The organism is Phyllobacterium endophyticum (genome assembly GCF_003010935.1).
GTDB classification, from domain to species: domain Bacteria; phylum Pseudomonadota; class Alphaproteobacteria; order Rhizobiales; family Rhizobiaceae; genus Phyllobacterium; species Phyllobacterium endophyticum.
Window position 1 is genome coordinate 317271 of record NZ_PGGN01000001.1, and the last position, 21375, is coordinate 338645.

Consider the following 21375-nt stretch of genomic DNA (forward strand, 5'->3'; position numbering starts at 1 on the left):
AGCGCCTCGAACTCTCTAAATCCAGAAAAACCTCTGTTCCTGTGACGCTTGGTCTATTGCGCGGGCACGGGACAGCTCAAATCACCTTCCTCGCAACCTAGATAGTTCTTCAACTCGTCGATCCGCCTGGTCGTCAGTCCTTCCAGGCAAATTGCTTGCGTCATCGGGTAAATACTGCCTTCGGCGCTAGCGGATGTCGAGAAGTTGCACTCCGCGTCTCGAAACGCGATCCAAGCCTTTTGGGCGGCAACCAGCAGTTTGGCTGTTGCTGGTCTGTCTTTCAGGCGCTCATTTATTTGTTTGTAGATCGCGTTAAGTTCTGAATCGGCCTTCTTATAGGCTTTGCCGTAGCATTCGTTCAGGTCCGCCTGGCTGCTGCTGCTCTTGTCACAGGTCTCCGCGGCGTTCACGCTCCTTCCGCTTGGACCGGCTGCAAGAACAACCGTTACTAGCACAACAGGTAAAACACGCATGCGAATGCTCCGTTCATTATGCAAATCGGAGCCATTAAACAAGAAATCCAGGCAAAAACCAGTGCCTGGATTACTCTTGTCATTCGAAACCTTCACCGCTTCCGTTATAGAATAAAGCGTGAGAGATCCGCGTTCTTGGCCAGGTCTCCGACAGTCTCACGCACATATTTCGCATCGATCGTGTGTTCGGCGCCGGATTTGTCCGGGGCATTGAACGAAATATCGTCGAGCACCCGCTCCATGACCGTTTGCAGGCGCCGCGCTCCGATATTTTCCACCGTCGAGTTCAAATCGACTGCAATGTCCGCCAAGGCATCTATCGCATCGTCAGTGATATCTAGCCTGACCTCTTCCGTCGCCATCAACGCGATGTACTGCTTGATCAGGCTGGCTTCCGGTTCTGTGAGAATGCGGCGCATATCATCGCGTGTCAGGGCGCTAAGTTCCACACGGATCGGCAGGCGGCCCTGCAGTTCCGGCAGAAGGTCGGAGGGCTTCGAAACATGAAACGCACCCGAAGCAATGAACAGGATATGATCTGTCTTGATCGGGCCGTATTTGGTGGCGACCGTCGTGCCTTCGACGAGCGGCAGCAAGTCCCGCTGCACGCCTTCCCGTGAAACACCGGCACCCATGCCGCCATCGCGAGCAGCGATCTTGTCGATCTCGTCCAGGAAAACGATACCGTCATCCTCGGCAGACCGTAGGGCCTCCTGGGTAATCTGATCCTGATCGAGGAGCTTGTCGGATTCGTCATTGATAAGGACGCCGTATGACTCTTTTACGGTAGTCTTAACGGTTTTGGTACGGCCACCCATGGCTTTACCCAGCATGTCGCTGAGATTGAGCACCCCTATATTCGCCCCGGGCATGCCCGGCAGCTCGAAATTGGGCATGCCAGATCCGGTATCGGCAACCTCGACTTCGATTTCCTTGTCGTCGATCAAGCCATCGCGCAGCTTCTTGCGAAAGCTGTCGCGCGTTGCTGGGCTCGCTGTCTTGCCCACCAGTGCATCGAGAACGCGTTCTTCCGCGTTCATGTGCGCCTTTGCCTTCACATCCTCGCGTTTCTTTTCGCGCACCAGACCGATGGCGACTTCGACGAGATCGCGGATGATCTGCTCGACATCGCGTCCCACATAGCCGACCTCGGTAAACTTGGTTGCTTCGACCTTTATGAACGGCGCGCCGGCAAGCTTGGCGAGACGGCGGGATATCTCCGTTTTGCCGACACCGGTCGGTCCGATCATCAGAATGTTTTTCGGCATGACCTCTTCGCGCATCTGGCCTTCCAGCTGCTGGCGGCGCCAGCGATTGCGCAGGGCGATAGCGACAGCGCGTTTGGCGTCGTTCTGGCCGATAATGTAGCGGTCTAGTTCGGAGACGATCTCGCGAGGGGAAAATGTTGTCATTGTAATCTCGTTTCCTGCCCTTCTTCGGGCGATTGTTCGGACGCAAGGTCAGGGTTGTCCCGCGCCATCATGAGGGCTGGCCCGTAAATGGACGTCCGGGTGTCGAACGCAACGAAGCCCGCTTTTTCATAGGCTCTGATTGCCTGGGTGTTGGCGGGATCCGGGTCGACGATCACGCGCGGCACGCCCTCTTCGAATAGAAGTGACACGAACTCATCAAGCAGACGGGGGCCGTGGCCCTGGCCGATCAAATATGACTCTCCGATAAATTGGTCGAGGCCCAATGTCCCGGTCGGCTGGTCTTGATAGGGGTGGTCATCCTCGAGGTGCGGGTCATAGGTTTGCAGATAGCCGATCGCTTCGTCCCCGAGCATGATGATGAACGGCTCCACGGACACGCTGTCCATGTGGTGCGCGATCAGTGCCATCTCTTCTTCAGGGTTGCCGTCCCACCATGTCGCGACATGTGGTTCCGCCAGCCATTCCGAGATCATGTTCAGATGACGGGGCTCCACTGGTACGAAGCGGTAACGATAGGCCGGTTTATCCGGCATCTAGCGTCTCGAGTGTGATGCTCGTGTTCGTGTAGATGCAAATATCGGCAGCGATTTGCATGGCGCGGCGGGCGATCTCTTCGGCGTTCAATTCAGTATCGGCAAGCGCGCGGGCAGCCGCGAGCGCATAATTACCGCCGGAGCCGATTGCCATGACGCCATGCTCGGGCTCAAGCACGTCACCGGTTCCTGTAAGCGCAAGCGTGACGGACTTGTCAGCCACGAGCATCATGGCTTCGAGGCGGCGGAGATAGCGGTCTGTGCGCCAATCCTTGGCGAGTTCGACGCAGGCGCGCATCAATTGATCGGGATATTGTTCGAGCTTGCTTTCAAGCCGCTCGAGCAGCGTGAAGGCGTCGGCGGTTGCTCCGGCGAAGCCAGCGATAACGTTGCCTTTGCCGATGCGGCGCACTTTGCGCGCGTTGCCTTTCATCACCGTATTGCCGAGGCTGACCTGCCCGTCACCGGCTATGACCACCTTGCCGTCCTTGCGGACAGTGACGATCGTGGTTCCGTACATAGTTGAGGGATTGTGTTCTTGCATGCTAAAGCCCTTTCCGGCCCGATGGGCCGTCGTTCAAGCAGGTTCGCCTATGCCCCAAATGGCAACATATCGAACCCCTTCTGCTCCACTTATGTATGAACCTGTCCCCGAATTGCAAACCCTGTGTGTTGCACAACCTTAGTATGCGCCATCAAAGCATTTGGAGATTCGCTATTCGTGTTTTAGAAGGCCTCATTTGGAACGGCTTTTGTACGAAGCTATGGCGGGAAACAGCAATGACAGGCGTTAATACGCGCACCGCAAAGATCGAGCGTAGCACAAAGGAAACCAGCATTGCCGTCTCGGTCAATCTGGATGGTACTGGCACGTTCGACATTTCTACTGGCGTGGGTTTTTTCGACCATATGCTGGAACAGCTCTCGCGCCACTCTCTGATCGACATGAACATCAAGGCAAAGGGTGATCTGCATATTGATGATCACCACACGGTCGAGGACACGGGCATTGCCATCGGCCAGGCCATTGCCAAGGCCTTGGGCGATCGGCGCGGTATCACCCGTTACGCCTCGCTGGACCTTGCGATGGACGAAACGCTCACCCGCGCCGCGCTCGATGTCTCAGGCCGCCCGTTTCTTGTCTGGCAGGTGGAGTTTTCTGCACCGAAGATCGGCACCTTCGACACGGAGCTGGTACGCGAATTCTTTCAGGCACTGGTGCAGAATGCCGGCATCACACTGCACGTGACAGGTTTATACGGTGCGAACAATCACCATGTGGCGGAGACTTGCTTCAAGGCTGTCGCTCGCACGTTACGGCACGCCATCGAAACCGATCCACGACAGAAGGATGTCGTGCCATCCACCAAGGGTACTTTGAAAGGCTAGAACATGGCCAGTTTCGTTGTCTTGGCACCTCAACAGGATGGCCAGCGTAACGATGACAGAACCGTTTTCATCAGAGACGGGTTTGCCTTCCTTGCGCTCGTCTTCACTATTCCCTGGCTGTTGGTGAATCGACTATGGTTTGAAGCAGCGGCTGTTTTCGGATTGATGATCGCGCTTTCGACGGTAGGCTCCTATACAGGTCGTGAAGACATGGCCGCAGTGATCACCGCGTTGCTTTCGCTTCTTGTGGCTTTTGAAGGAAATAACTGGCGCGTCGCAGCGCTCGAACGCCGGGGCTTTGACGCACTCGGTGTCGTCGATGCGCGCAATACGAGCGATGCTGAAACGGCCTGGTTCCTCGGTGACAACATCGTTTCGCCGCCTGCCGTACCGGTGATCACCCGCCCTGCGCCTCCAGCACAAGTCAGCCATAAACCGGCGCTTGGCGGCAGGATCGGGCTTGTTGGCCTTCGCGGAGAAAATTGAGCATGCGCGTCGCCATCATAGATTATGGCTCGGGAAATCTCCGTTCGGCCACGAAGGCATTCGAGCGTGCCGCACGGGAGAGTGGCATCGACGCGTCCATCGATCTGACGGCCGACGCGGAGAGGGTCCGTTCGGCCGATCGCATCGTCCTGCCGGGCGTCGGAGCCTTTGCCGATTGCAGACGTGGCCTGCATGCCGTGGAAGGCATGGTTGAGGCAATCCACGAAGTAGCGGTCGAAAGGGCGAGGCCATTCCTGGGCATCTGTGTGGGAATGCAGTTGATGTCGACACGCGGCTTGGAAAAAACCGTTTCTACCGGCTTTGACTGGATCAAGGGCGATGTACGCGAAATGGTGCCTTCAGATCCGGCACTGAAAATTCCGCAGATAGGCTGGAACACTATCCGCCTCACGCGCCCCCATCCCCTCTTCGATGGGATCGAGACCGGTCAGAAAGGCCTCCACGCCTACTTCGTCCATTCATATTTCCTCGACGCAGCCGTTGAAAATGACGTGCTGGCAGTCACTGATTATGGTGGGCCGGTTACCGCTGCAGTCGCCAACGACAACATGGCCGGAACTCAGTTCCACCCCGAAAAAAGCCAGGCTCTGGGCTTGGCTTTGATCGCCAACTTTCTGAGGTGGGCACCGTGATCTTGTTTCCAGCAATTGATCTGAAGGATGGTCATTGTGTCCGGCTCAAGCTGGGCGACATGGATCAGGCAACGATCTATAACGCCGATCCCGCTGCGCAGGCCAAGGCCTTCGAAGATCAAGGCTTCGAGTGGTTGCATGTGGTCGATCTCAACGGCGCTTTTGCTGGCCAGTCGGTGAATGGTGCCGCGGTAGAGGCGATCCTCAAGGCCACGTCAAATCCTGTCCAGCTTGGCGGTGGTATCCGAACTCTCGATCACATTGAAACTTGGCTGGCGAAGGGTCTGTCGCGGGTCATTCTCGGCACGGTTGCGGTACGCGATCCCGCGCTGGTGATCGAGGCGTGCAAGCGCAACCCAGGCAAGATCGCCGTCGGAATCGATGCGAAGGGCGGCAAGGTTGCGGTCGAAGGCTGGGCGGAAGCTTCCAGCCTTGGAGTTGTCGAACTGGCGAAGAAGTTCGAAGGCGCTGGTGTCGCGGCTATCATTTATACGGATATCGATCGTGATGGCATTCTTGCGGGCATCAACTGGGAAGCGACGCTGGAACTGGCTGAGGCGGTTTCCATTCCGGTCATTGCATCCGGCGGCCTTGCCTCCATCGCCGACGTTGTCCGCATGACCATGCCCGACGCACGAAAGCTCGAGGGCGCCATCTCCGGTCGCGCACTCTATGATGGCCGCATTGATCCTGCGGAAGCGCTGCAAGTGCTTCGCGATGCAAGGGAGCGTGCCGCATGACGCTGAAAGCCCGTGTAATTCCCTGCCTCGACGTCAAGGATGGCCGCGTTGTCAAGGGCGTCAACTTCGTCGATCTCGTCGATGCCGGCGATCCCGTCGAGGCGGCGAAAGCCTATGACGCCGCGGGAGCTGACGAACTCTGTTTTCTCGACATCACGGCCTCCTCCGACAACCGCGAAACGATTTTCGACGTGGTGGCTCGCACCGCCGAGCAGTGCTTCATGCCGTTGACCGTGGGCGGCGGCGTGCGTGCCCTCGCCGATATCCGCAAGCTGCTGCTGGCAGGGGCCGACAAGGTTTCGATCAACACCGCCGCAGTCGACAATCCGAATTTTATTGCCGAGGCCGCGGACAAGTTCGGTAACCAGTGCATAGTCGTCGCCATCGATGCCAAGAAGGTTTCCAGCGGAGGCGAAGCCGATCGCTGGGAAATCTTCACCCATGGCGGCAGACGGGCAACCGGCATCGATGCGCTCGATTTTGCCCGTAAAGTAGTCGATCTGGGGGCAGGGGAGATCCTCCTGACGTCGATGGATCGCGATGGATCGAAGATCGGCTATGACCTGCCGGTCACGCGCGCCATCGCTGATGCCGTCCGCGTCCCGGTAATCGCTTCCGGCGGCGTTGGAAATCTGGATCACATGGTCGATGGTATTCTTGAGGGCCACGCTTCGGCGGTGTTGGCTGCATCGATCTTTCACTTTGGCATCTATACGATCGCACAAGCAAAAGCCCATATGGCAGCGGCAGGGATTCCCATGCGCCTCGACCCTGTGCGTTGACTGGAGAACTGGATGACGTCATTCACCCTTGCTGATCTCGAACGCATCGTGATGGAACGGGCCAGCGTCGCCGACGGCAAATCCTACACGGCGAGCCTCTATGCCAAGGGTATCGGCAAGGCAAGCCAGAAGCTGGGGGAGGAGGCAGTTGAAACTGTTATCGCCGCCGTCTCCAGGGACAGGCAAGGCGTTATTTCAGAAAGCGCCGATTTGCTTTATCATCTTATTGTCGTCCTCGGCATATCCGGCATAGGCCTCGATGACGTGCTGGAGGAACTGGAGCGTAGAACGACACAGACCGGCCTCGAAGAAAAAGCCGCGCGAGGACATGACTGACCATGTTCAAAGCACCGGCGATCGAGCGGCATAGGGCCAAAGGGACTGAAAGCGAAGTCGTGGATCAATTGGCACCCAGCGAGTTTTCGCCGTACCGGTTTTACACCGCCGAGAAGTGGGCGGAATTTCGCGCGGATACGCCGCTCACATTGACCTACGACGAAGTCAAGCGGTTGCGCTCGCTCGGCGATCCGATCGATCTTGACGAAGTTAGCAGAATTTATCTGTCGCTATCGCGGCTTTTGTCGGCACATGTGGAGGCAAGCCAGCTACTATTCTATCAGCGCCGCCAATTTCTCAACACCGGCGATGCGCTCAAAACTCCCTTCATTATCGGCATTGCCGGATCGGTTGCAGTTGGCAAATCGACCACCGCGCGCGTCCTGAAGGAATTGCTTGCCCGCTGGCCATCCAGCCCCAAGGTGGATCTCGTAACCACGGACGGCTTTCTTTACCCCAACGACGTTTTGCGTGCCAAAGGTCTGATGGAGCGCAAAGGTTTCCCTGAAAGCTATGATGTCGGCATGGTGTTGCGATTTTTATCGCAGATAAAGGCGGGCCAGCGTAACGTCAACGCGCCACTTTATTCCCATCTGACCTATGATGTGCTTCCCGGCCGCTATCAGACCGTCGATGCACCGGACATTCTGATTTTTGAGGGGATCAACGTGCTCCAGGTTCGCGATTTGCCCGAAGACGGTAAAATGGTGCCGTTTGTCTCCGATTTCTTCGATTTCTCGATCTATATCGATGCGGATGAAGAACAGATACACAAATGGTACATCAGCCGCTTCATGCGGCTGCGCGAGACGGCATTCAAGGATCCGAGCTCATTCTTCCATCGCTACTCGACCATCTCCGATGATTCAGCGCTGGCGATCGGCGAGAGCCTTTGGGCGAACATCAACTTGAGGAACTTGCGGGAAAATATTCTGCCCACAAGACCGCGCGCCGATCTTATCCTGCGCAAGGGCGACAATCATCTGGTCGAGGAAGTCGCGCTCAGGAAGCTGTGACCCGTCTGAGGGTCAAATTTATGCGACCCGGGCTCTTCAAGAGCGTCGAGGTCTCTGGATAAATGCGATCGACGCCGTGAAACGCCAATCGGCCTTCGCCGCCAAGCACGACCACATCGCCGCTTGAAAGCCTTAGTGATCGGGTTTTGTCTTGGCGGTTCGTTCCGCCGAAGCGGAACAGGCAAGCGTCTCCCAAAGATACGGAAACGACGGGCGCTCGAAATTCCTGCTCGTCACGGTCCTGGTGCAAGCCCATCTTGGCCGTTTCCGAATAGAAGTTGACGAGGCAGGCTTGCGGACCATGCGGGAAATCACCGACTTCCCGCCAGAGATCAAGCAAGCGCCTTGGGATAGGCGGCCAGGTTTTCCCGGTCACAGGATGGACGGCTTGATAGCGGTAGCCACGCTCTTTGTCCGTCACCCATCCAAGCTCGCCGCAATTGGTCATACGCACGCTCATTTCCTTGCCGGTCTTCGGCATGGCCGGGACATAGAGCGGTGCTTCCATCACAACGGTGCGTATGTCCTCAACCAGTGCGGCCTGTGCGGCAGGATCAAAATGCTGGGGGAAATAGCGAATGCCGGGTGCAAGCAGGAGCATCAACTGTCCAGATGATAAACAGGGCCCGGCCGCATGATGCCGGGCCGCTTAGCCGTTTGAGTTAGCCGAGCTCGGGGATCCTCAGCACCTGGCCAGGATAAATCTTGTCCGGGTGGGTCAGCATCGGCTTGTTGGCCTCGAATATCAGCGTGTTTTTGGCACCCTTGCCCTTGCCATACTGCGACTCGGCAATTTTCCAGAGATTGTCACCCTTCTTTACCGTATAGAATTTGGGTTCTTTGGCGACGGAGCCGGTGGTAACCTCGTCCACCTTCAACCCCTCGGTCTCGACCTTGGATATGCCGAGTGAATTGCCGACGGCGATAATCGCCTTTTCCAGAATTTCCTGATTGGTGACATTGCCTTTCAGAACTGCCTTGTCGCCTTCAACCACGACCTGAACGTTCTCGGTACCGAGTTTGTGGGAATCGAGTTCTTTTTTCAGCGCATCGGCGCTTGGCTCGTCGTCACCAATACCTATTTTCTTGCCCACGGATTTAACGAAATCAAATAGTCCCATGTCTGGCTCCTGTTGATTGTTCAAACCGAAACAGTGTTGTGGCATTCTGCGAAGCGCTTGAAAAGCCGAGATTTATACATGCGGTCAATACCGCTAATCTCCTTTTACCTTGCCGCGCATCTTTTTAAGATCGGCACGGCCGGATTTTTCCTTGAGCCGACGCTCGATCGACCCCTTTGTTGGTCTGGTTTTCTTGCGTGGGGGCGGAGGCGGTACCGCTGCCTTGGCAATCAGCGCAATCATGCGTTCGCGCGCGTCCTGCCGATTGCGCTCCTGCGTACGAAAACGGTTGGCCTCGATAAGCACGTCGCCGTCCTTGGTTGCCCTTTGGCCGGCGAGCTTGAGAAGGCGCGAGAAAACGTCGTCGGGCAGACCCGCGCGCACCGCGAAAAAACGCAGTTGAACTGCAGTCGATACCTTGTTGACATTTTGCCCGCCGGGACCCGCAGAGCGAATGAAGCTCTCCTCCAGATCGCTCTCGCCGATCGAGATTCGGTCGTTTATTCTGATCCGGCTACGGCTCTCTTCCATCAGGGATTGGTACTTCAATCTCTGATTCGCTGGAAGCGCCTTTGTATGCGCCTGTGAACGCAGCAAATCCCGCTGAATGCCAGCGGGATTTCTTGAAGAGTCACAGTCGACAGCTATTCCGCTGCGACCGGCGTGTGCGGCGCTGCCGCCCTTACATCGCCATCGACGTGGCCTTCGAACTTGCCGAAGTTTCGGATGAACATGTCGACAAGCTTTGTCGCTTGCCGGTCATAGCCGACTTTATCCGCCCATGTGGAGCGTGGATCGAGGATAGTGTCGTCCACGCCGGGCACTGAAACCGGAACGGCGAAACCGAAATTCGGATCTGTGCGGAACTCGGCGTTTTTCAACGAACCGTCGAGAGCCGCGGCGAGCAGGGACCGCGTCACCTTGATCGGCATGCGATTTCCTGTTCCATATGCTCCGCCCGTCCAGCCTGTGTTTACGAGCCAGCAATCGACATTGTGATCGGCGATGAGTTGGCGCAGGAGATTGCCGTATTCCGAGGGGTGACGTGGCATGAAGGGGGAGCCGAAGCAGGTCGAGAACGTCGCTTCTGGTTCGGTTACGCCGCGTTCGGTTCCTGCCACCTTGGCCGTGTAGCCCGAGAGGAAATGGTACATGGCTTGCGCCGGCGTCAGCTTGGCAATGGGGGGCATCACGCCGAATGCATCGGCTGTCAGCATTATGATGTTTCGCGGATGACCTGCCTTCCCGGATTTCGATGCATTCGGGATGAAATCGAGAGGATAGGCGCAGCGCGTATTTTCTGTCAAAGTGCCATCGTTGAAATCCGGTTCCCGATTCTCGTCAAGAACGAGGTTTTCAAGCACTGTGCCAAAACGCTGGGTCGTGGCATAGATTTCCGGTTCGGCCTCGGCGGAAAGCCGAATAGTCTTGGCGTAGCAACCACCCTCGAAGTTGAAAACACCATGTTCGCCCCAGCCGTGCTCGTCATCGCCGATCAGAGTACGGGTGGGATCGGCGGAGAGGGTAGTCTTGCCGGTACCTGAAAGTCCAAAGAATACGGCAGTGTCACCCTCCGGACCTTCGTTGGCCGAGCAGTGCATCGGCATGACGCCCTTTGCCGGCAGTATATAATTGAGTGCCGTGAACACGGATTTTTTCATCTCGCCGGCATAGGCCGATCCGCCAATCAGAACGATCATGCGGGAAAGGTCGACTGCAATTACTGTTTCCGTGCGCGTGCCATGTCTCGCAGGATCTGCGCGGAAGGAGGGCAGGTCGATGATGGTCATCTGCGGCACGAAGCTGGAAAGAGCGTCGCGTTTCGGGCGGATGAGCAGGTTGCGGATAAACAGCGAATGCCAGGCAAATTCTGTGATCACACGGGTGTTCAGCTTGTAGGTCTCGTCGGCTCCGCCAATCAGGTCCTGGACAAATAGCTCCTTGCCCTTGGCCTGTTCGATGAAATCCGCGTGCAGCAGGTCGAAAGCTTCAGGCGACATCGGCGCATTGTTATCCCACCACACGTGCGCGTCGGTCGAGGCGTCGCGGACCACAAACTTGTCTTTCGGCGAGCGGCCGGTATGCTGCCCGGTACGCGCAACGAGTGCGCCCTGGGCCGTCAGCTCCGCTTCTTCCCGGCGCAATGTCTCTTCGTACAGTTCTGCGACTCCAAGATTGTAGTAGACTGCCGCAACATCCTTCAGGCCTGAGGTGCCGAGCGCGATGGCCGCGTTATGTAGACCGGTCTCTCTTGTCATGTGTCCGCCATTGTTTAGAAATCCGTTGAAGCTCAAGTGGAATCATTCCCAACCTGCATGTTGCAGCGGAATGAGGCTCCCTTATGCTGAAAAGCAGAAATATTGAATAGTATCAAACGTTTAATCGATTTAAAGAATTTAAAAAAATTTAAATCGTTTTAAATAAAGGGAATTCGCATCGCTCTTCCGTAAGCGTAAGAGCGATCGACAGACGTTGGGATGACACGACCTGCAATCTGTGCCACATTTTGTACCTAATTTGTCCGGCACAAGCGCACCACTTGCACACTGTTCTAATGACACAATGAAAGGCAGGGCATGAGGGAAGTACCCGCAATGCAGACTATTGCGCTCGTCGATGACGATCGCAACATTCTAACCTCCGTATCGATCGCTCTGGAGTCCGAGGGTTACCGCGTCGAGACTTACACCGATGGCGCGTCCGCGCTCGACGGTTTGATGGCCCGCCCGCCAAACCTTGCCATCTTCGACATCAAGATGCCCCGCATGGATGGTATGGAGCTTCTGCGGCGTTTGCGGCAGAAGTCTGACCTTCCGGTTATCTTTCTTACCTCCAAGGATGACGAAATCGATGAGTTGTTCGGGTTGAAGATGGGCGCGGATGATTTCATCACCAAGCCATTTTCGCAGCGCCTGCTCGTAGAACGCGTTAAAGCGGTGCTGCGCCGGGTAGCTGCACGGGAAAGTGCGGCAAAGCCGGGAAGCCCCCAGACCAAGTCGCTCGAACGCGGGCAGCTCGTCATGGACCAGGAGCGCCATACCTGCACCTGGATGGGCGAACCCGTGACCCTGACCGTAACCGAATTCCTGATTTTGCACTCGCTGGCGCAGCGCCCCGGCGTTGTCAAAAGTCGCGATGCCCTCATGGATGCAGCCTATGATGAGCAAGTCTATGTGGACGATCGCACCATAGACAGCCATATCAAGCGGCTCCGCAAGAAGTTCAAGGTCGTCGACGATGATTTCGACATGATCGAGACCCTCTACGGGGTGGGTTATCGCTTCCGGGAAACCTGAGACCGCCACTCGGTTTCCGAAGCGTCTTGGTGCAAAAGAATCCCTGCGCTTTCAAACCCGCGTGATCCACTGTAAAACAAGGTTGTCTCGCCGCTGCATGAATGCGATGAGGCAACCGAATTCATGATGGTCTGAGGCAAAAATGGTGGCCGAACTGCAAGGCGGCGATATTACGCGCCAAAGCATTGTGCGCAAGACCGCCGTCATGCGCCGCAAGCGTTCGATAGCCTTGAGGCGCTTCTTCCGCCCGCTGAACAGGGTATTTGGAAACTACCTGTTTTCCAGCCTGACCCGGCGGATTCTCTTTCTGAACCTGGCCGGCCTTGCGGTTTTGTTGTCCGGCATAATGTATCTCAATCAATTCCGCGATGGCCTGATCGATGCAAGGGTCGAGAGCCTGATGACTCAGGGCCAGATCATCGCCGGCGCAATCGCATCATCGGCGACGGTGGATACAAATTCCATTACAATCGACCCCGAGAAGCTGCTGGAACTCCAGGCAGGACAAAGCATCACGCCGACCCCCGATGTGCTGGATAATCTGGACTTTCCCATCAATCCGGAGCGTGTGGCACCGGTATTACGCAGGCTGATATCACCGACGAGTACCCGCGCCCGCATTTACGACAGGGATTCCAACCTGCTTCTGGATTCGCGCCATCTTTATTCACGCGGTCAGGTACTGCGCTACGAACTTCCACCAATCGATAGCGAGGAGCCGAGCTTTTTCGAGCGTCTGACAAATCGCATGTCACGGCTCCTGCGCCGCAGCGATTTGCCGATCTATCAGGAACAGCCCGGCGGCAATGGATCGTCCTACCCCGAGATCATGAAAGCCCTCACCGGTTCTCCGGATAGAGTGGTTCGCATGACTGAAAAGGGCGAGCAGATCGTTTCCGTCGCTGTGCCGATACAGCGCTTTCGAGCCGTGCTCGGCGTGCTGCTCCTTTCCACCGAAGGCGGCGATATCGACAAGATCGTTCAAGGCGAGCGCTATGCGATCATCCGTGTCTTCACGGTCGCCGCGCTGGTCATGGCGATCCTGTCGCTGTTCCTTGCTTCGACAATCGCCAATCCGCTGCGCCGTCTGGCGGCCGCCGCCGACCGTGTCCGGCACGGTGTGAAGAACCGCGAGGAAATCCCGGATTTCTCAGAGCGGCAGGATGAGATCGGACACCTTTCGACGTCGTTGCGTGACATGACGAATGCTCTCTATGCGCGTATCGAGTCGATAGAGAGTTTCGCGGCCGATGTGAGCCATGAACTGAAGAACCCGCTGACGTCGCTGCGCAGTGCCGTGGAGACTTTGCCGCTCGCCAAGAATGAAGAGTCGAAGAAGCGGCTGATGGACGTGATCCAGCACGACGTGCGCCGCCTTGACCGTCTGATTACCGATATCTCAGACGCTTCGCGCCTCGACGCAGAACTCGCGCGTGAAGATTCCGAGCATGTCGATTTGAAATATTTGCTTGGCAACCTTGTCATTGCCGCGCGTGAGGTCAGGCGCAACAAGAAGGACACCCGCATCGAGTTCGTGGTGGGCAGGCTTCCGAACAACAAGAAGGGCTTCTATGTTGCCGGGCACGACCTTCGTCTCGGTCAGGTTGTATCCAATCTCATCGAGAATGCCCGGTCCTTCGTGCCGGTGGAAGACGGCGTCATCACCGTCATTCTCGAGCATCTTGGCGACCGCATCCGCATCACCGTCGAAGACAATGGTCCAGGCATCAGGGTTGAGCAGATCGATCGCATTTTCGAGCGGTTTTATACCGATCGCCCCTCCGGTGAAGCTTTCGGCCAAAACTCCGGTCTGGGCCTCTCCATCAGCCGCCAGATCATCGAAGCCCATGGCGGCACGTTGAATGCCGAGAACATCAAGGATCCGAAAGATCCCGACAACTACCTTGGTGCGCGATTTGTTGCCATTATTCCGGTCGAAGGCTGATGCTGGATGAGCCGACCGAAAGCGTGCATGCAACCGCGGTCCTCGTGGAGGATCGCGGCATTCTGATTTCAGGAAGTTCCGGAGCGGGAAAATCATCCATTGCCAATGAACTGATGCAGCGGGCAGCTGCCAGGGGCGGGTTCGCCGCTTTGATCAGTGACGACCGGTGTGTCTTGCGCGCTGCCTCGGGGCGCCTTATCTGCAATGGTCCGAATTCCTTGCAAGGAGGGCTGGAGGTTCGTGGCTCAGGTTTGCATAGGGTTGATTGCGAACCCGCTGGGGTAATACATCTGGTGGTTGAACTTGTTGACAGCTCGCAGGCGATCCGATTTGCCGACGATACGAAAACCGTGATTGCCGGGATATCTGTCCCAAGCCTGGTTTTGCCGGAACGGGCTGTTGAAGCGGTTTGCAGAGCGGTCGAGGCAAGGCTATTCAGCGAGCACTGGCAGAAATGACGAAGGCTTTTCAAGTAGTTGCATTGCTGCACTGCGATAAAATGACTGACTGTCGACGTTATGCCGTTTTTCCGCTTGCCTTCGCGATTCGTCCTGCCAAAATGCGACACCTGCCAAACGGGGCATTCAATGCGCATCGAAAAGCTCAAACCCAAGGGGCTGGCGCAACAGGAGCAGTTTCAGAATGATCGGACTCGTGCTTGTGACGCACGGAAGACTGGCTGAAGAGTTTCATCATGCCGTCGAGCATGTTGTTGGCCAGCAGGAATATTTGGAAACCGTCTCGATCGGAGCGGATGATGATATGGAGCAGCGGCGACGCGACATTGTCGATGCCGTGGCTCGTGCCGATAACGGTTCTGGCGTCATTATCCTGACGGACATGTTTGGCGGTACTCCTTCCAATCTGGCAATCTCGGTCATGGAATCCGGCAGAATCGAAGTCATTGCCGGCGTAAATCTCCCGATGCTTATCAAGCTCTCCAGCGTGCGTGTCACCAACGACATGGCGGCGTCATTGCGCGAAGGTCAGGACGCCGGACGAAAATACATCAATGTGGCCAGCCAGGTGCTGACAGCCAAATAGGGGTTAAGCCCCACAGAGGGAATAGATGCGCCTGACTGCCGAAACGACTGGTACGTTCGACCCGGACAAAGCGCTTGTGGAGGAATTCGAGATTGTCAACCGGCGTGGTCTGCACGCGCGGGCGTCGGCCAAGTTTGTCCAGCTGGTTGACGGCTATGATGTTCACGTTCGGGTGGAAAAGGACGGCATGACGGTTGGCGGCACCTCCATCATGGGTCTGATGATGCTCGCGGCTTCTCCGGGCTGCTGCATAAAGGTCAGCGCCTCCGGCGTACAGGCCGCCGAATTGATGAAGGCCCTCGGGGCGCTTATTGCGAACAAGTTCGGTGAAGAAGCTTGATCGACTACGATATGCACGCATAAGGATTTCTTTATATCCCATTGTGCAGCGATGCCTAATCTGCTAGTCAACTCCATCTCCGGCCGCCCGATCAACAGTTGCGCGGCCAAATGAACAACACAGACGGAGCTGACGCCTATGGCCGACACACAGGATTACATCGTCAAGGACCTTGAGCTCGCCGCATGGGGCCGCAAGGAAATGGACATTGCTGAAACCGAGATGCCGGGGTTGATGGCGAGCCGCGAAGAATTCGGCAGGTCGCAGCCGCTCAAGGGCGCCCGGATCACCGGCTCGCTGCATATGACCATCCAGACGGCAGTTCTGATCGAGACTCTGCAGGCACTTGGCGCAAAGGTCCGCTGGGCCTCCTGCAATATTTTCTCGACGCAGGACCATGCAGCCGCAGCCATCGCCGCAACCGGAACGCCCGTTTTCGCTGTTAAGGGTGAGTCGCTTGAAGAATATTGGACCTACACGGACAAGATCTTCCAGTGGCCGGACAATCAGCCTTCAAACATGATTCTCGACGACGGCGGCGACGCCACGATGTATATTCTGATCGGCGCCCGCGCCGAAGCAGGCGAAGATGTCCTGTCGAAGCCCGAGAGTGAAGAAGAGGAAATTCTCTTCGCACAGATCAAGAAGCGCATGAAGGAAACGCCGGGCTTCTTTACAAGGCAGCGCGATGCGATCAAGGGCGTGACCGAAGAGACGACGACCGGCGTCAATCGCCTTTACCAGTTGCAGAAGAAGGGCCTGCTGCCTTTTCCCGCCATCAACGTCAATGACAGCGTCACCAAGTCGAAGTTCGACAATAAGTACGGCTGCAAGGAATCGCTGGTCGATGGTATCAGGCGCGCCACGGACGTCATGATGGCCGGTAAGGTTGCTGTCGTTTGTGGTTATGGCGATGTCGGTAAGGGTTCCGCTGCTTCGCTGCTCGGCGCCGGTGCTCGCGTCAAGGTAACGGAGGTCGATCCGATCTGCGCATTGCAGGCTGCGATGGATGGTTTTGAAGTTGTAACGCTGGAGGACGCGGCGCCGACAGCGGACATCATCATCACCACGACCGGCAACAAGGACGTCATCACCATCGAGCACATGCGCAAGATGAAGGACATGGTGATCGTCGGCAATATCGGGCACTTCGACAACGAGATCCAGGTCTCCGCCCTGCGCAACCTCAAGTGGAACAACATCAAGCCCCAGGTCGACATGATCTCGTTCTCGGATGGCAAGCGCCTGCTTCTCCTCTCAGAGGGCCGTCTCCTGAACCTCGGGAATGCAACGGGTCACCCAAGCTTCGTCATGTCTGCCTCGTTCACAAATCAGGTACTGGCGCAAATCGAGCTTTATAGCCGCGGCGAGCAGTACAAGAACGAAGTCTACGTCTTGCCGAAGCACCTCGACGAAAAGGTTGCCAGGCTGCATCTCGACAAGCTTGGTGCGAAATTGTCAGTACTTTCGGAAGAACAGGCTGCCTATATCGGCGTGACACCAACGGGCCCGTTCAAGTCGGACCACTACAGATATTAGCCCGAGTAGTATTGACCACAACATATAGAAACCGAGGGATTGACAAATCCTTCGGTTTCTTTTTTGCGCCTAGTTCTTCCCGTCGATTCGCTCAAGGTTTATTGTAGTGATTCGGGATGTCGTTGTTCCAGGTGGGCCAACCGGTTGAAAAATCGAATGGATGTGAACAATCGGCATTCGTCTGGATGGGGCAGCGACGGTTGAAATGAATATTGGTGAAGCTCGCAGGAAGAATGCAGCGCACGACAGATCGATGCTGAAGAAACTGCGGATGATGCTTGCGAGCGGTGGCTCCGCACTGTCGATCCTGCTTCTCTCTCACCTGCCCGCCCATGCTCAGGATGCGCTCGGCAAGATCACGACACCCTTTGGCGTTGAGGTAGGCACATTCGAAGTCGTGCAGTTTGCCATGTTCCTTGGCGCGATGGGCGCTGCGCTACTCTCCGCCGGCTGGCTCATCCGCGAACGCAGCCGTATCGCCCATGAAAACAGGCGGTTGCGAGACAAGGTCGCCGATCTCAACCTGACAGTTCAACGCAATGAAGCCCTGCTCAATCTCAAGGATCAGCGCGTCATCGTATGGGAAGGGGCTTCGAGCACGCCAAATGTGATCGGCAGTCTGCCGCCCGAAATCGGAGTTCCGGAAGCCCGGGCTCTGTTCCTGGCATTCGGCCGTTGGCTGCGTATCGATTCAGTTACGCTTCTTGATCGTTCCATTGCGGCCCTGCGCGAGAAGGCGCGGCCGTTCGACATTGCTGTCGAAACATCGAAGGGTGCGCCACTGGAAGTTCAGGGCCGCACCTCCGGCGGCTATGCCATCGTGCGGTTTATCAATCTGGGCGAGTCGCGTGCCGCACAGGCAATGCTGAAATCTGAGAACTACCAGCTGAACGAAGCTGTCACCACTTTGCGCGGATTACTGGAATCGGTCGAAATGCCCGTGTGGAGCCGTGATGGCGACGGCGGGCTCAACTGGGTCAATAACGCCTATGCAAGGGCTGTCGATGTTCGCGACCCTCAAATTGCGATCCGCGACGGCCGTGAATTGTTTGGTGCACAGGCACGGGAGAGAATTGAGCGCGAGAAGGCAACAAACAGGCGTTTTCAGGATCAACTCTCGACCGTGGTCGGTGGCGATCGTCGCATATTCCGGGTAACGGACGTTGCCGGCAGCGCAGGATCCGCCGGTATCGCGACGGACATCAGCGAAATCGAGCTTATCCGCGAAGAGTTCAAGCGTACCGTGATCAATCATTCCGACACGCTGGACCAGCTGACAACGGCCGTTGCAATGTTCGACGGCAATCGCAAACTGCAGTTTTTCAATCAGGCGTTCCTCAAGTTATGGGGTCTGGACACTGCCTTTCTTGAAAGCAGTCCCGACAACGCAATGCTGCTCGACCGTTTCCGCAGCGATGGGATCCTTCCCGAGCAGCAGGACTGGCGGCGTTGGAAGGAAACCGTCCTGTCGGCCTATCATTCGGTCGAGTCCCAGGAACATGTCTGGTATCTGACCGACGGACGAACGCTACGTGTAGTCGTCAACCCTCAGCCAAAGGGCGGTGTCACCTGGGTCTTTGAAAACCTCACAGAAAAGCTCGAGCTGCAAAGCCGCTACAACACGCTGATCAAGGTCCAGGGCCAGACACTCGACCACCTGGCGGAAGGCGTCGCAGTGTTCGGGTCCGATGGAAAGATCCGCCTCTCCAATCCGGCTTTCTCTTCCCTATGGTCGCTCAAGCGCGAGCAGATTGCCGAAGGGATGCACATTTCCGCCATTCGCCGCCTATGCGAACCGGTCTCGGACGCCGCCCACTGGGAGACCTTCGTGACCACGGTCACCGGTTTTGACGATGAGCGCCAGTCACTCTCCGGCCATATAGAACTCAGCACTGGCAAAATTCTCTATTACGCTACGGCGCCGCTGCCAAACGGCCAGACCATGCTCACCTTCGTGGATGTCACCGATTCGGTGCAGGTGGAGCGGGCGTTAAAGGAGAAGAATGAAGCGTTGGAGCGTACGGACGAGCTGAAGAACGATTTCGTGCAGCATGTTTCGTACGAATTGCGTTCGCCGTTGACCAACATCATCGGCTTTACCGAGCTTCTGCAGACACCCATGACAGGGCCTCTGAACGACCGCCAGCGCGATTATCTGGATCATATCGGCACGTCATCTTCGGTGCTTTTGACGATCGTCAATGACATTCTCGACCTCGCCACCGTCGACGCGGGCATAATGGAGCTCGATATCAGCGACGTGTCAGTCACCGAGGCCATCGCCACTGCATCCGAAAAGGTGGCGGGCCGCTTCAAGGAGCACAATATTCTGCTCGATATCCGGGTCTCGCCGGGCACGGGCTCATTCCGGGCCGATGCGAGCAGGGTCAAGCAGGTTCTCTCCAATCTCCTCAGCAATGCCGCCAACTATGCCCCGGAAGGCAGCACCGTAACCCTTGCATGCTGGCGCGAACAGGCTGACATGGTCTTCAGTGTCAAGGACAGCGGACCTGGCATGCCGGACTACGTTCTCGACAGCATTTTCAAGCGCTTCCAACCCTACCCGAACGGCGGGCGCAAACGCGGTGCCGGTCTCGGGCTTTCCATCGTCAAGGGTTTTGTCGAGTTGCACGGCGGCACAGTGGACATCGCCAGCGGTGCAGGCAAGGGCACGCTGGTGACCTGCCGGTTCCCGCTGGAGGCGCGGACATTCAGCATCGCTGCCGAATAGCTGCACCATGACAGCAACGATTATCCATCTCGCGACACCGGAAGACACGGTAAGGCTCGGTCAGGATCTCGGCTTGGCGCTACGCAAGGGCGACCTCGTTCTCCTGTCAGGCGATCTGGGCGCCGGGAAGTCGACGCTGGCGCGCGGACTGATCCGCACGATTGCCGACGACAGGGACTATGAGGTGCCGAGTCCAACCTTCACCATAGTGCAATCCTATCCGGACCTGCGCTTGCCCATCAGTCATGTCGATCTATATCGCCTGTCATCAGCCGATGAAGTGGACGAGCTCGGTCTCGACGAGGCGCTGATGGAAGGCGCTGTTGTTGTGGAGTGGCCGGAACGGGCGGAGGGTGCATTGGCGCGGCCAAGTCTGAGCGTAGCGCTCGTGAGTGATGGTGAAGGCCGCAAGGCATTGATAGATGGCGAAACCGCCGCGCTGGCACGGCTGCAACGCTCCCTCGCCATCAGGGAGTTCCTTGCCGCTTCCGGTCTTGCACAGGCCGAACGCCGCTACCTTCTTGGCGACGCCTCGGCTCGCGGCTATGAGACAGTTGCGGCGGGCACGGAGCAGCCACTTATTCTCATGAATTCGCCATTCAATCCCGGCGGGCCAGTTCTTCGGGACGGCAAAACCTACATGCAGATAGCGCATCTGTCACAATCGGTGAGTGCATTTGTTGCGCTCGACAGGCTTTTGTCATCGCGGAATTATACAGTTCCAAAAATCCACGCCGGCGATTTGGAAAACGGGTTTCTTCTTCTGGAGCACCTTGGCGGTGACGGGGTGCTCGACGCAGATGGCGCGCCGATCATCGAACGCTACGAAGAAACGATCCGTCTCCTGGCAAACATCCATCAGCAGGCGTGGCCCCATGAGGCCGAGGTCGGCGACGGAACCATGCACCATATCCATGAGTTCGATCGCGACGCAATGATGATCGAGGTCGAGCTATTATCGGATTGGTATGTCCGGCGCATAAGCGGAATTGAACTCGATGGCGTTCAAAAGGCTGCTTACGTCGCTGCTTGGGATGCTGTCATTAACCAGCTAAATGGTTGCGAGACTAGTCTGTTGCTGCGAGACGTGCACTCGCCCAATATCCTGTGGCGTCGCAACGAGGTCGGCATCAGACGTGTTGGTCTCATCGACTTTCAGGATGCGATGATCGGGCCATCGGCATATGACGTCGCGTCGCTGATCTTCGATGCGCGGGTGACGATCTCTCCCTACCTTCAGGACCACTTGCTCGGTGTCTATATTCACGAGCGGAATTCAGCAGGCTCTGACTTCGATGAACCGGATTTCCGCAAGGCTCTGGCGATCATGGCGGCACAGCGCAATGCCAAGATACTCGGCATCTTCATTCGGCTGGACGAGCGCGACGGCAAATCCTACTATCTAAAGCACCTGCCTCGCATCCAGACCTATTTCGATCGTGTCGTTCGCCATCCTGCACTGGCGCCGGTCAGGGAATGGTGCGAAAAGGCGGGTATATTTTCCCCGGAGAGTTAATT

23 protein-coding genes are annotated in these 21375 nt (G+C 56.8%); 15 read left to right on the top strand and 8 right to left on the bottom strand.

Features of this window, described 5'->3' with window-relative positions:
- Positions 1 to 53 precede the first annotated feature (53 nt).
- Genes CU100_RS01590 through hslV form a run of 4 tightly spaced genes read right to left on the bottom strand, consistent with a single transcriptional unit; the run spans position 54 to position 2983 of the window.
- Positions 54 to 569, bottom strand: coding sequence for a lysozyme inhibitor LprI family protein (locus CU100_RS01590; protein WP_245418898.1), 516 nt, complete (start codon positions 567 to 569; stop codon positions 54 to 56).
- 8 nt (positions 570 to 577) lie between these two features.
- Entirely contained in the window at positions 578 to 1885 is a 1308-nt protein-coding gene (gene hslU, locus CU100_RS01595; protein WP_106714808.1) for an ATP-dependent protease ATPase subunit HslU, read from the bottom strand.
- A complete protein-coding gene (locus CU100_RS01600) occupies positions 1882 to 2439 on the bottom strand; it encodes a GNAT family N-acetyltransferase (protein WP_106714809.1) in 558 nt (185 codons plus the stop codon). The genes hslU and CU100_RS01600 overlap by 4 nt, the downstream gene beginning before the upstream one ends.
- Positions 2429 to 2983 (bottom strand): ATP-dependent protease subunit HslV, encoded by a 555-nt coding sequence (gene hslV / locus CU100_RS01605; RefSeq protein ID WP_106714810.1) that lies wholly within the window; start codon positions 2981 to 2983, stop codon positions 2429 to 2431. Before hslV ends, CU100_RS01600 begins: the two co-directional genes overlap by 11 nt.
- A gap of 236 nt (positions 2984 to 3219) precedes the next feature.
- Here hslV and hisB point away from each other — a divergent pair, with 236 nt between their 5' ends.
- The 7 genes from hisB to coaA are packed head-to-tail and all read left to right on the top strand — an operon-like array spanning position 3220 to position 7841.
- Positions 3220 to 3828: an imidazoleglycerol-phosphate dehydratase HisB gene (gene hisB / locus CU100_RS01610; protein WP_106714811.1), complete on the top strand. Its 609-nt coding sequence runs from the start codon at positions 3220 to 3222 to the stop codon at positions 3826 to 3828.
- A 3-nt stretch (positions 3829 to 3831) separates the two neighbouring features.
- Complete coding sequence (locus CU100_RS01615; RefSeq protein ID WP_106714812.1) at positions 3832 to 4314, top strand: DUF2628 domain-containing protein; 483 nt, start codon at positions 3832 to 3834, stop codon at positions 4312 to 4314.
- A gap of 2 nt (positions 4315 to 4316) precedes the next feature.
- The gene (gene hisH / locus CU100_RS01620) at positions 4317 to 4967 is read left to right on the top strand and encodes an imidazole glycerol phosphate synthase subunit HisH (RefSeq protein WP_106714813.1); all 651 of its coding nucleotides are present in this window, start codon (positions 4317 to 4319) and stop codon (positions 4965 to 4967) included.
- Complete coding sequence (gene hisA, locus CU100_RS01625) at positions 4964 to 5707, top strand: 1-(5-phosphoribosyl)-5-[(5-phosphoribosylamino)methylideneamino]imidazole-4-carboxamide isomerase (RefSeq protein ID WP_106714814.1); 744 nt, start codon at positions 4964 to 4966, stop codon at positions 5705 to 5707. The genes hisH and hisA overlap by 4 nt, the downstream gene beginning before the upstream one ends.
- Entirely contained in the window at positions 5704 to 6489 is a 786-nt protein-coding gene (hisF, locus tag CU100_RS01630; protein WP_106714815.1) for an imidazole glycerol phosphate synthase subunit HisF, read from the top strand. The genes hisA and hisF overlap by 4 nt, the downstream gene beginning before the upstream one ends.
- 12 nt (positions 6490 to 6501) lie before the next feature.
- Positions 6502 to 6825 carry a phosphoribosyl-ATP diphosphatase gene (locus CU100_RS01635; protein WP_106714816.1) on the top strand — a complete coding sequence of 108 codons (324 nt, stop codon included), beginning with the start codon at positions 6502 to 6504 and terminating at the stop codon, positions 6823 to 6825.
- 2 nt (positions 6826 to 6827) lie between these two features.
- A complete protein-coding gene (gene coaA, locus CU100_RS01640; protein ID WP_183635493.1) occupies positions 6828 to 7841 on the top strand; it encodes a type I pantothenate kinase in 1014 nt (337 codons plus the stop codon).
- Here coaA and CU100_RS01645 read toward each other — a convergent pair.
- From CU100_RS01645 to CU100_RS01660, 4 genes are all read right to left on the bottom strand, one after another.
- The gene (locus CU100_RS01645; protein ID WP_106714817.1) at positions 7828 to 8442 is read right to left on the bottom strand and encodes an alpha-ketoglutarate-dependent dioxygenase AlkB family protein; all 615 of its coding nucleotides are present in this window, start codon (positions 8440 to 8442) and stop codon (positions 7828 to 7830) included. The two genes, coaA and CU100_RS01645, sit on opposite strands and share 14 nt — an antisense overlap.
- Before the next feature lie 61 nt (positions 8443 to 8503).
- Complete coding sequence (gene lysM / locus CU100_RS01650; RefSeq protein WP_106714818.1) at positions 8504 to 8962, bottom strand: peptidoglycan-binding protein LysM; 459 nt, start codon at positions 8960 to 8962, stop codon at positions 8504 to 8506.
- Between the two features lie 93 nt (positions 8963 to 9055).
- Positions 9056 to 9493 carry an alternative ribosome rescue aminoacyl-tRNA hydrolase ArfB gene (gene arfB / locus CU100_RS01655; protein WP_106714819.1) on the bottom strand — a complete coding sequence of 146 codons (438 nt, stop codon included), beginning with the start codon at positions 9491 to 9493 and terminating at the stop codon, positions 9056 to 9058.
- A 113-nt stretch (positions 9494 to 9606) separates the two neighbouring features.
- Complete coding sequence (locus CU100_RS01660) at positions 9607 to 11220, bottom strand: phosphoenolpyruvate carboxykinase (protein WP_106714820.1); 1614 nt, start codon at positions 11218 to 11220, stop codon at positions 9607 to 9609.
- Between the two features lie 318 nt (positions 11221 to 11538).
- Between CU100_RS01660 and CU100_RS01665 the strand changes: the two genes are divergently transcribed.
- From CU100_RS01665 to tsaE, 8 genes are all read left to right on the top strand, one after another.
- Positions 11539 to 12258, top strand: a complete 720-nt coding sequence (locus CU100_RS01665) for a response regulator transcription factor (protein WP_162701788.1) — start codon at positions 11539 to 11541, stop codon at positions 12256 to 12258.
- Between the two features lie 142 nt (positions 12259 to 12400).
- Positions 12401 to 14203, top strand: a complete 1803-nt coding sequence (locus tag CU100_RS01670; protein WP_407070285.1) for a stimulus-sensing domain-containing protein — start codon at positions 12401 to 12403, stop codon at positions 14201 to 14203.
- The gene (locus CU100_RS01675; RefSeq protein WP_106714822.1) at positions 14203 to 14661 is read left to right on the top strand and encodes an HPr kinase/phosphorylase; all 459 of its coding nucleotides are present in this window, start codon (positions 14203 to 14205) and stop codon (positions 14659 to 14661) included. Before CU100_RS01670 ends, CU100_RS01675 begins: the two co-directional genes overlap by 1 nt.
- A gap of 184 nt (positions 14662 to 14845) precedes the next feature.
- Entirely contained in the window at positions 14846 to 15247 is a 402-nt protein-coding gene (locus tag CU100_RS01680; protein WP_100000814.1) for a PTS sugar transporter subunit IIA, read from the top strand.
- A 25-nt stretch (positions 15248 to 15272) separates the two neighbouring features.
- Complete coding sequence (locus CU100_RS01685; protein ID WP_106714823.1) at positions 15273 to 15587, top strand: HPr family phosphocarrier protein; 315 nt, start codon at positions 15273 to 15275, stop codon at positions 15585 to 15587.
- A 138-nt stretch (positions 15588 to 15725) separates the two neighbouring features.
- Complete coding sequence (ahcY, locus tag CU100_RS01690; protein WP_106714824.1) at positions 15726 to 17126, top strand: adenosylhomocysteinase; 1401 nt, start codon at positions 15726 to 15728, stop codon at positions 17124 to 17126.
- Positions 17127 to 17379: 253 nt separating this feature from the next.
- On the top strand, positions 17380 to 19857 hold the full coding sequence (locus CU100_RS01695; RefSeq protein ID WP_407070286.1) for a PAS domain-containing sensor histidine kinase: 2478 nt from the start codon (positions 17380 to 17382) through the stop codon (positions 19855 to 19857).
- A 7-nt stretch (positions 19858 to 19864) separates the two neighbouring features.
- Entirely contained in the window at positions 19865 to 21373 is a 1509-nt protein-coding gene (gene tsaE, locus CU100_RS01700; protein WP_106714826.1) for a tRNA (adenosine(37)-N6)-threonylcarbamoyltransferase complex ATPase subunit type 1 TsaE, read from the top strand.
- Positions 21374 to 21375: the final 2 nt, after the last annotated feature.

Bases quoted from the DNA above. Each gene is read 5' to 3' on its own strand.
- hslU (WP_106714808.1), bottom strand. From the start codon at position 1,885: ATGACAACATTTTCCCCTCGCGAGATCGTCTCCGAACTAGACCGCTAC.
- CU100_RS01600 (WP_106714809.1), bottom strand. From the start codon at position 2,439: ATGCCGGATAAACCGGCCTATCGTTACCGCTTCGTACCAGTGGAGCCC.
- hslV (WP_106714810.1), bottom strand. From the start codon at position 2,983: ATGCAAGAACACAATCCCTCAACTATGTACGGAACCACGATCGTCACT.
- hisB (WP_106714811.1), top strand. From the start codon at position 3,220: ATGACAGGCGTTAATACGCGCACCGCAAAGATCGAGCGTAGCACAAAG.
- CU100_RS01615 (WP_106714812.1), top strand. From the start codon at position 3,832: ATGGCCAGTTTCGTTGTCTTGGCACCTCAACAGGATGGCCAGCGTAAC.
- hisH (WP_106714813.1), top strand. From the start codon at position 4,317: ATGCGCGTCGCCATCATAGATTATGGCTCGGGAAATCTCCGTTCGGCC.
- hisF (WP_106714815.1), top strand. From the start codon at position 5,704: ATGACGCTGAAAGCCCGTGTAATTCCCTGCCTCGACGTCAAGGATGGC.
- CU100_RS01635 (WP_106714816.1), top strand. From the start codon at position 6,502: ATGACGTCATTCACCCTTGCTGATCTCGAACGCATCGTGATGGAACGG.
- coaA (WP_183635493.1), top strand. From the start codon at position 6,828: ATGTTCAAAGCACCGGCGATCGAGCGGCATAGGGCCAAAGGGACTGAA.
- CU100_RS01645 (WP_106714817.1), bottom strand. From the start codon at position 8,442: ATGCTCCTGCTTGCACCCGGCATTCGCTATTTCCCCCAGCATTTTGAT.
- lysM (WP_106714818.1), bottom strand. From the start codon at position 8,962: ATGGGACTATTTGATTTCGTTAAATCCGTGGGCAAGAAAATAGGTATT.
- arfB (WP_106714819.1), bottom strand. From the start codon at position 9,493: ATGGAAGAGAGCCGTAGCCGGATCAGAATAAACGACCGAATCTCGATC.
- CU100_RS01660 (WP_106714820.1), bottom strand. From the start codon at position 11,220: ATGACAAGAGAGACCGGTCTACATAACGCGGCCATCGCGCTCGGCACC.
- CU100_RS01665 (WP_162701788.1), top strand. From the start codon at position 11,539: ATGAGGGAAGTACCCGCAATGCAGACTATTGCGCTCGTCGATGACGAT.
- CU100_RS01670 (WP_407070285.1), top strand. From the start codon at position 12,401: ATGGTGGCCGAACTGCAAGGCGGCGATATTACGCGCCAAAGCATTGTG.
- CU100_RS01675 (WP_106714822.1), top strand. From the start codon at position 14,203: ATGCTGGATGAGCCGACCGAAAGCGTGCATGCAACCGCGGTCCTCGTG.
- CU100_RS01680 (WP_100000814.1), top strand. From the start codon at position 14,846: ATGATCGGACTCGTGCTTGTGACGCACGGAAGACTGGCTGAAGAGTTT.
- CU100_RS01685 (WP_106714823.1), top strand. From the start codon at position 15,273: ATGCGCCTGACTGCCGAAACGACTGGTACGTTCGACCCGGACAAAGCG.
- ahcY (WP_106714824.1), top strand. From the start codon at position 15,726: ATGGCCGACACACAGGATTACATCGTCAAGGACCTTGAGCTCGCCGCA.
- CU100_RS01695 (WP_407070286.1), top strand. From the start codon at position 17,380: ATGCTGAAGAAACTGCGGATGATGCTTGCGAGCGGTGGCTCCGCACTG.
- tsaE (WP_106714826.1), top strand. From the start codon at position 19,865: ATGACAGCAACGATTATCCATCTCGCGACACCGGAAGACACGGTAAGG.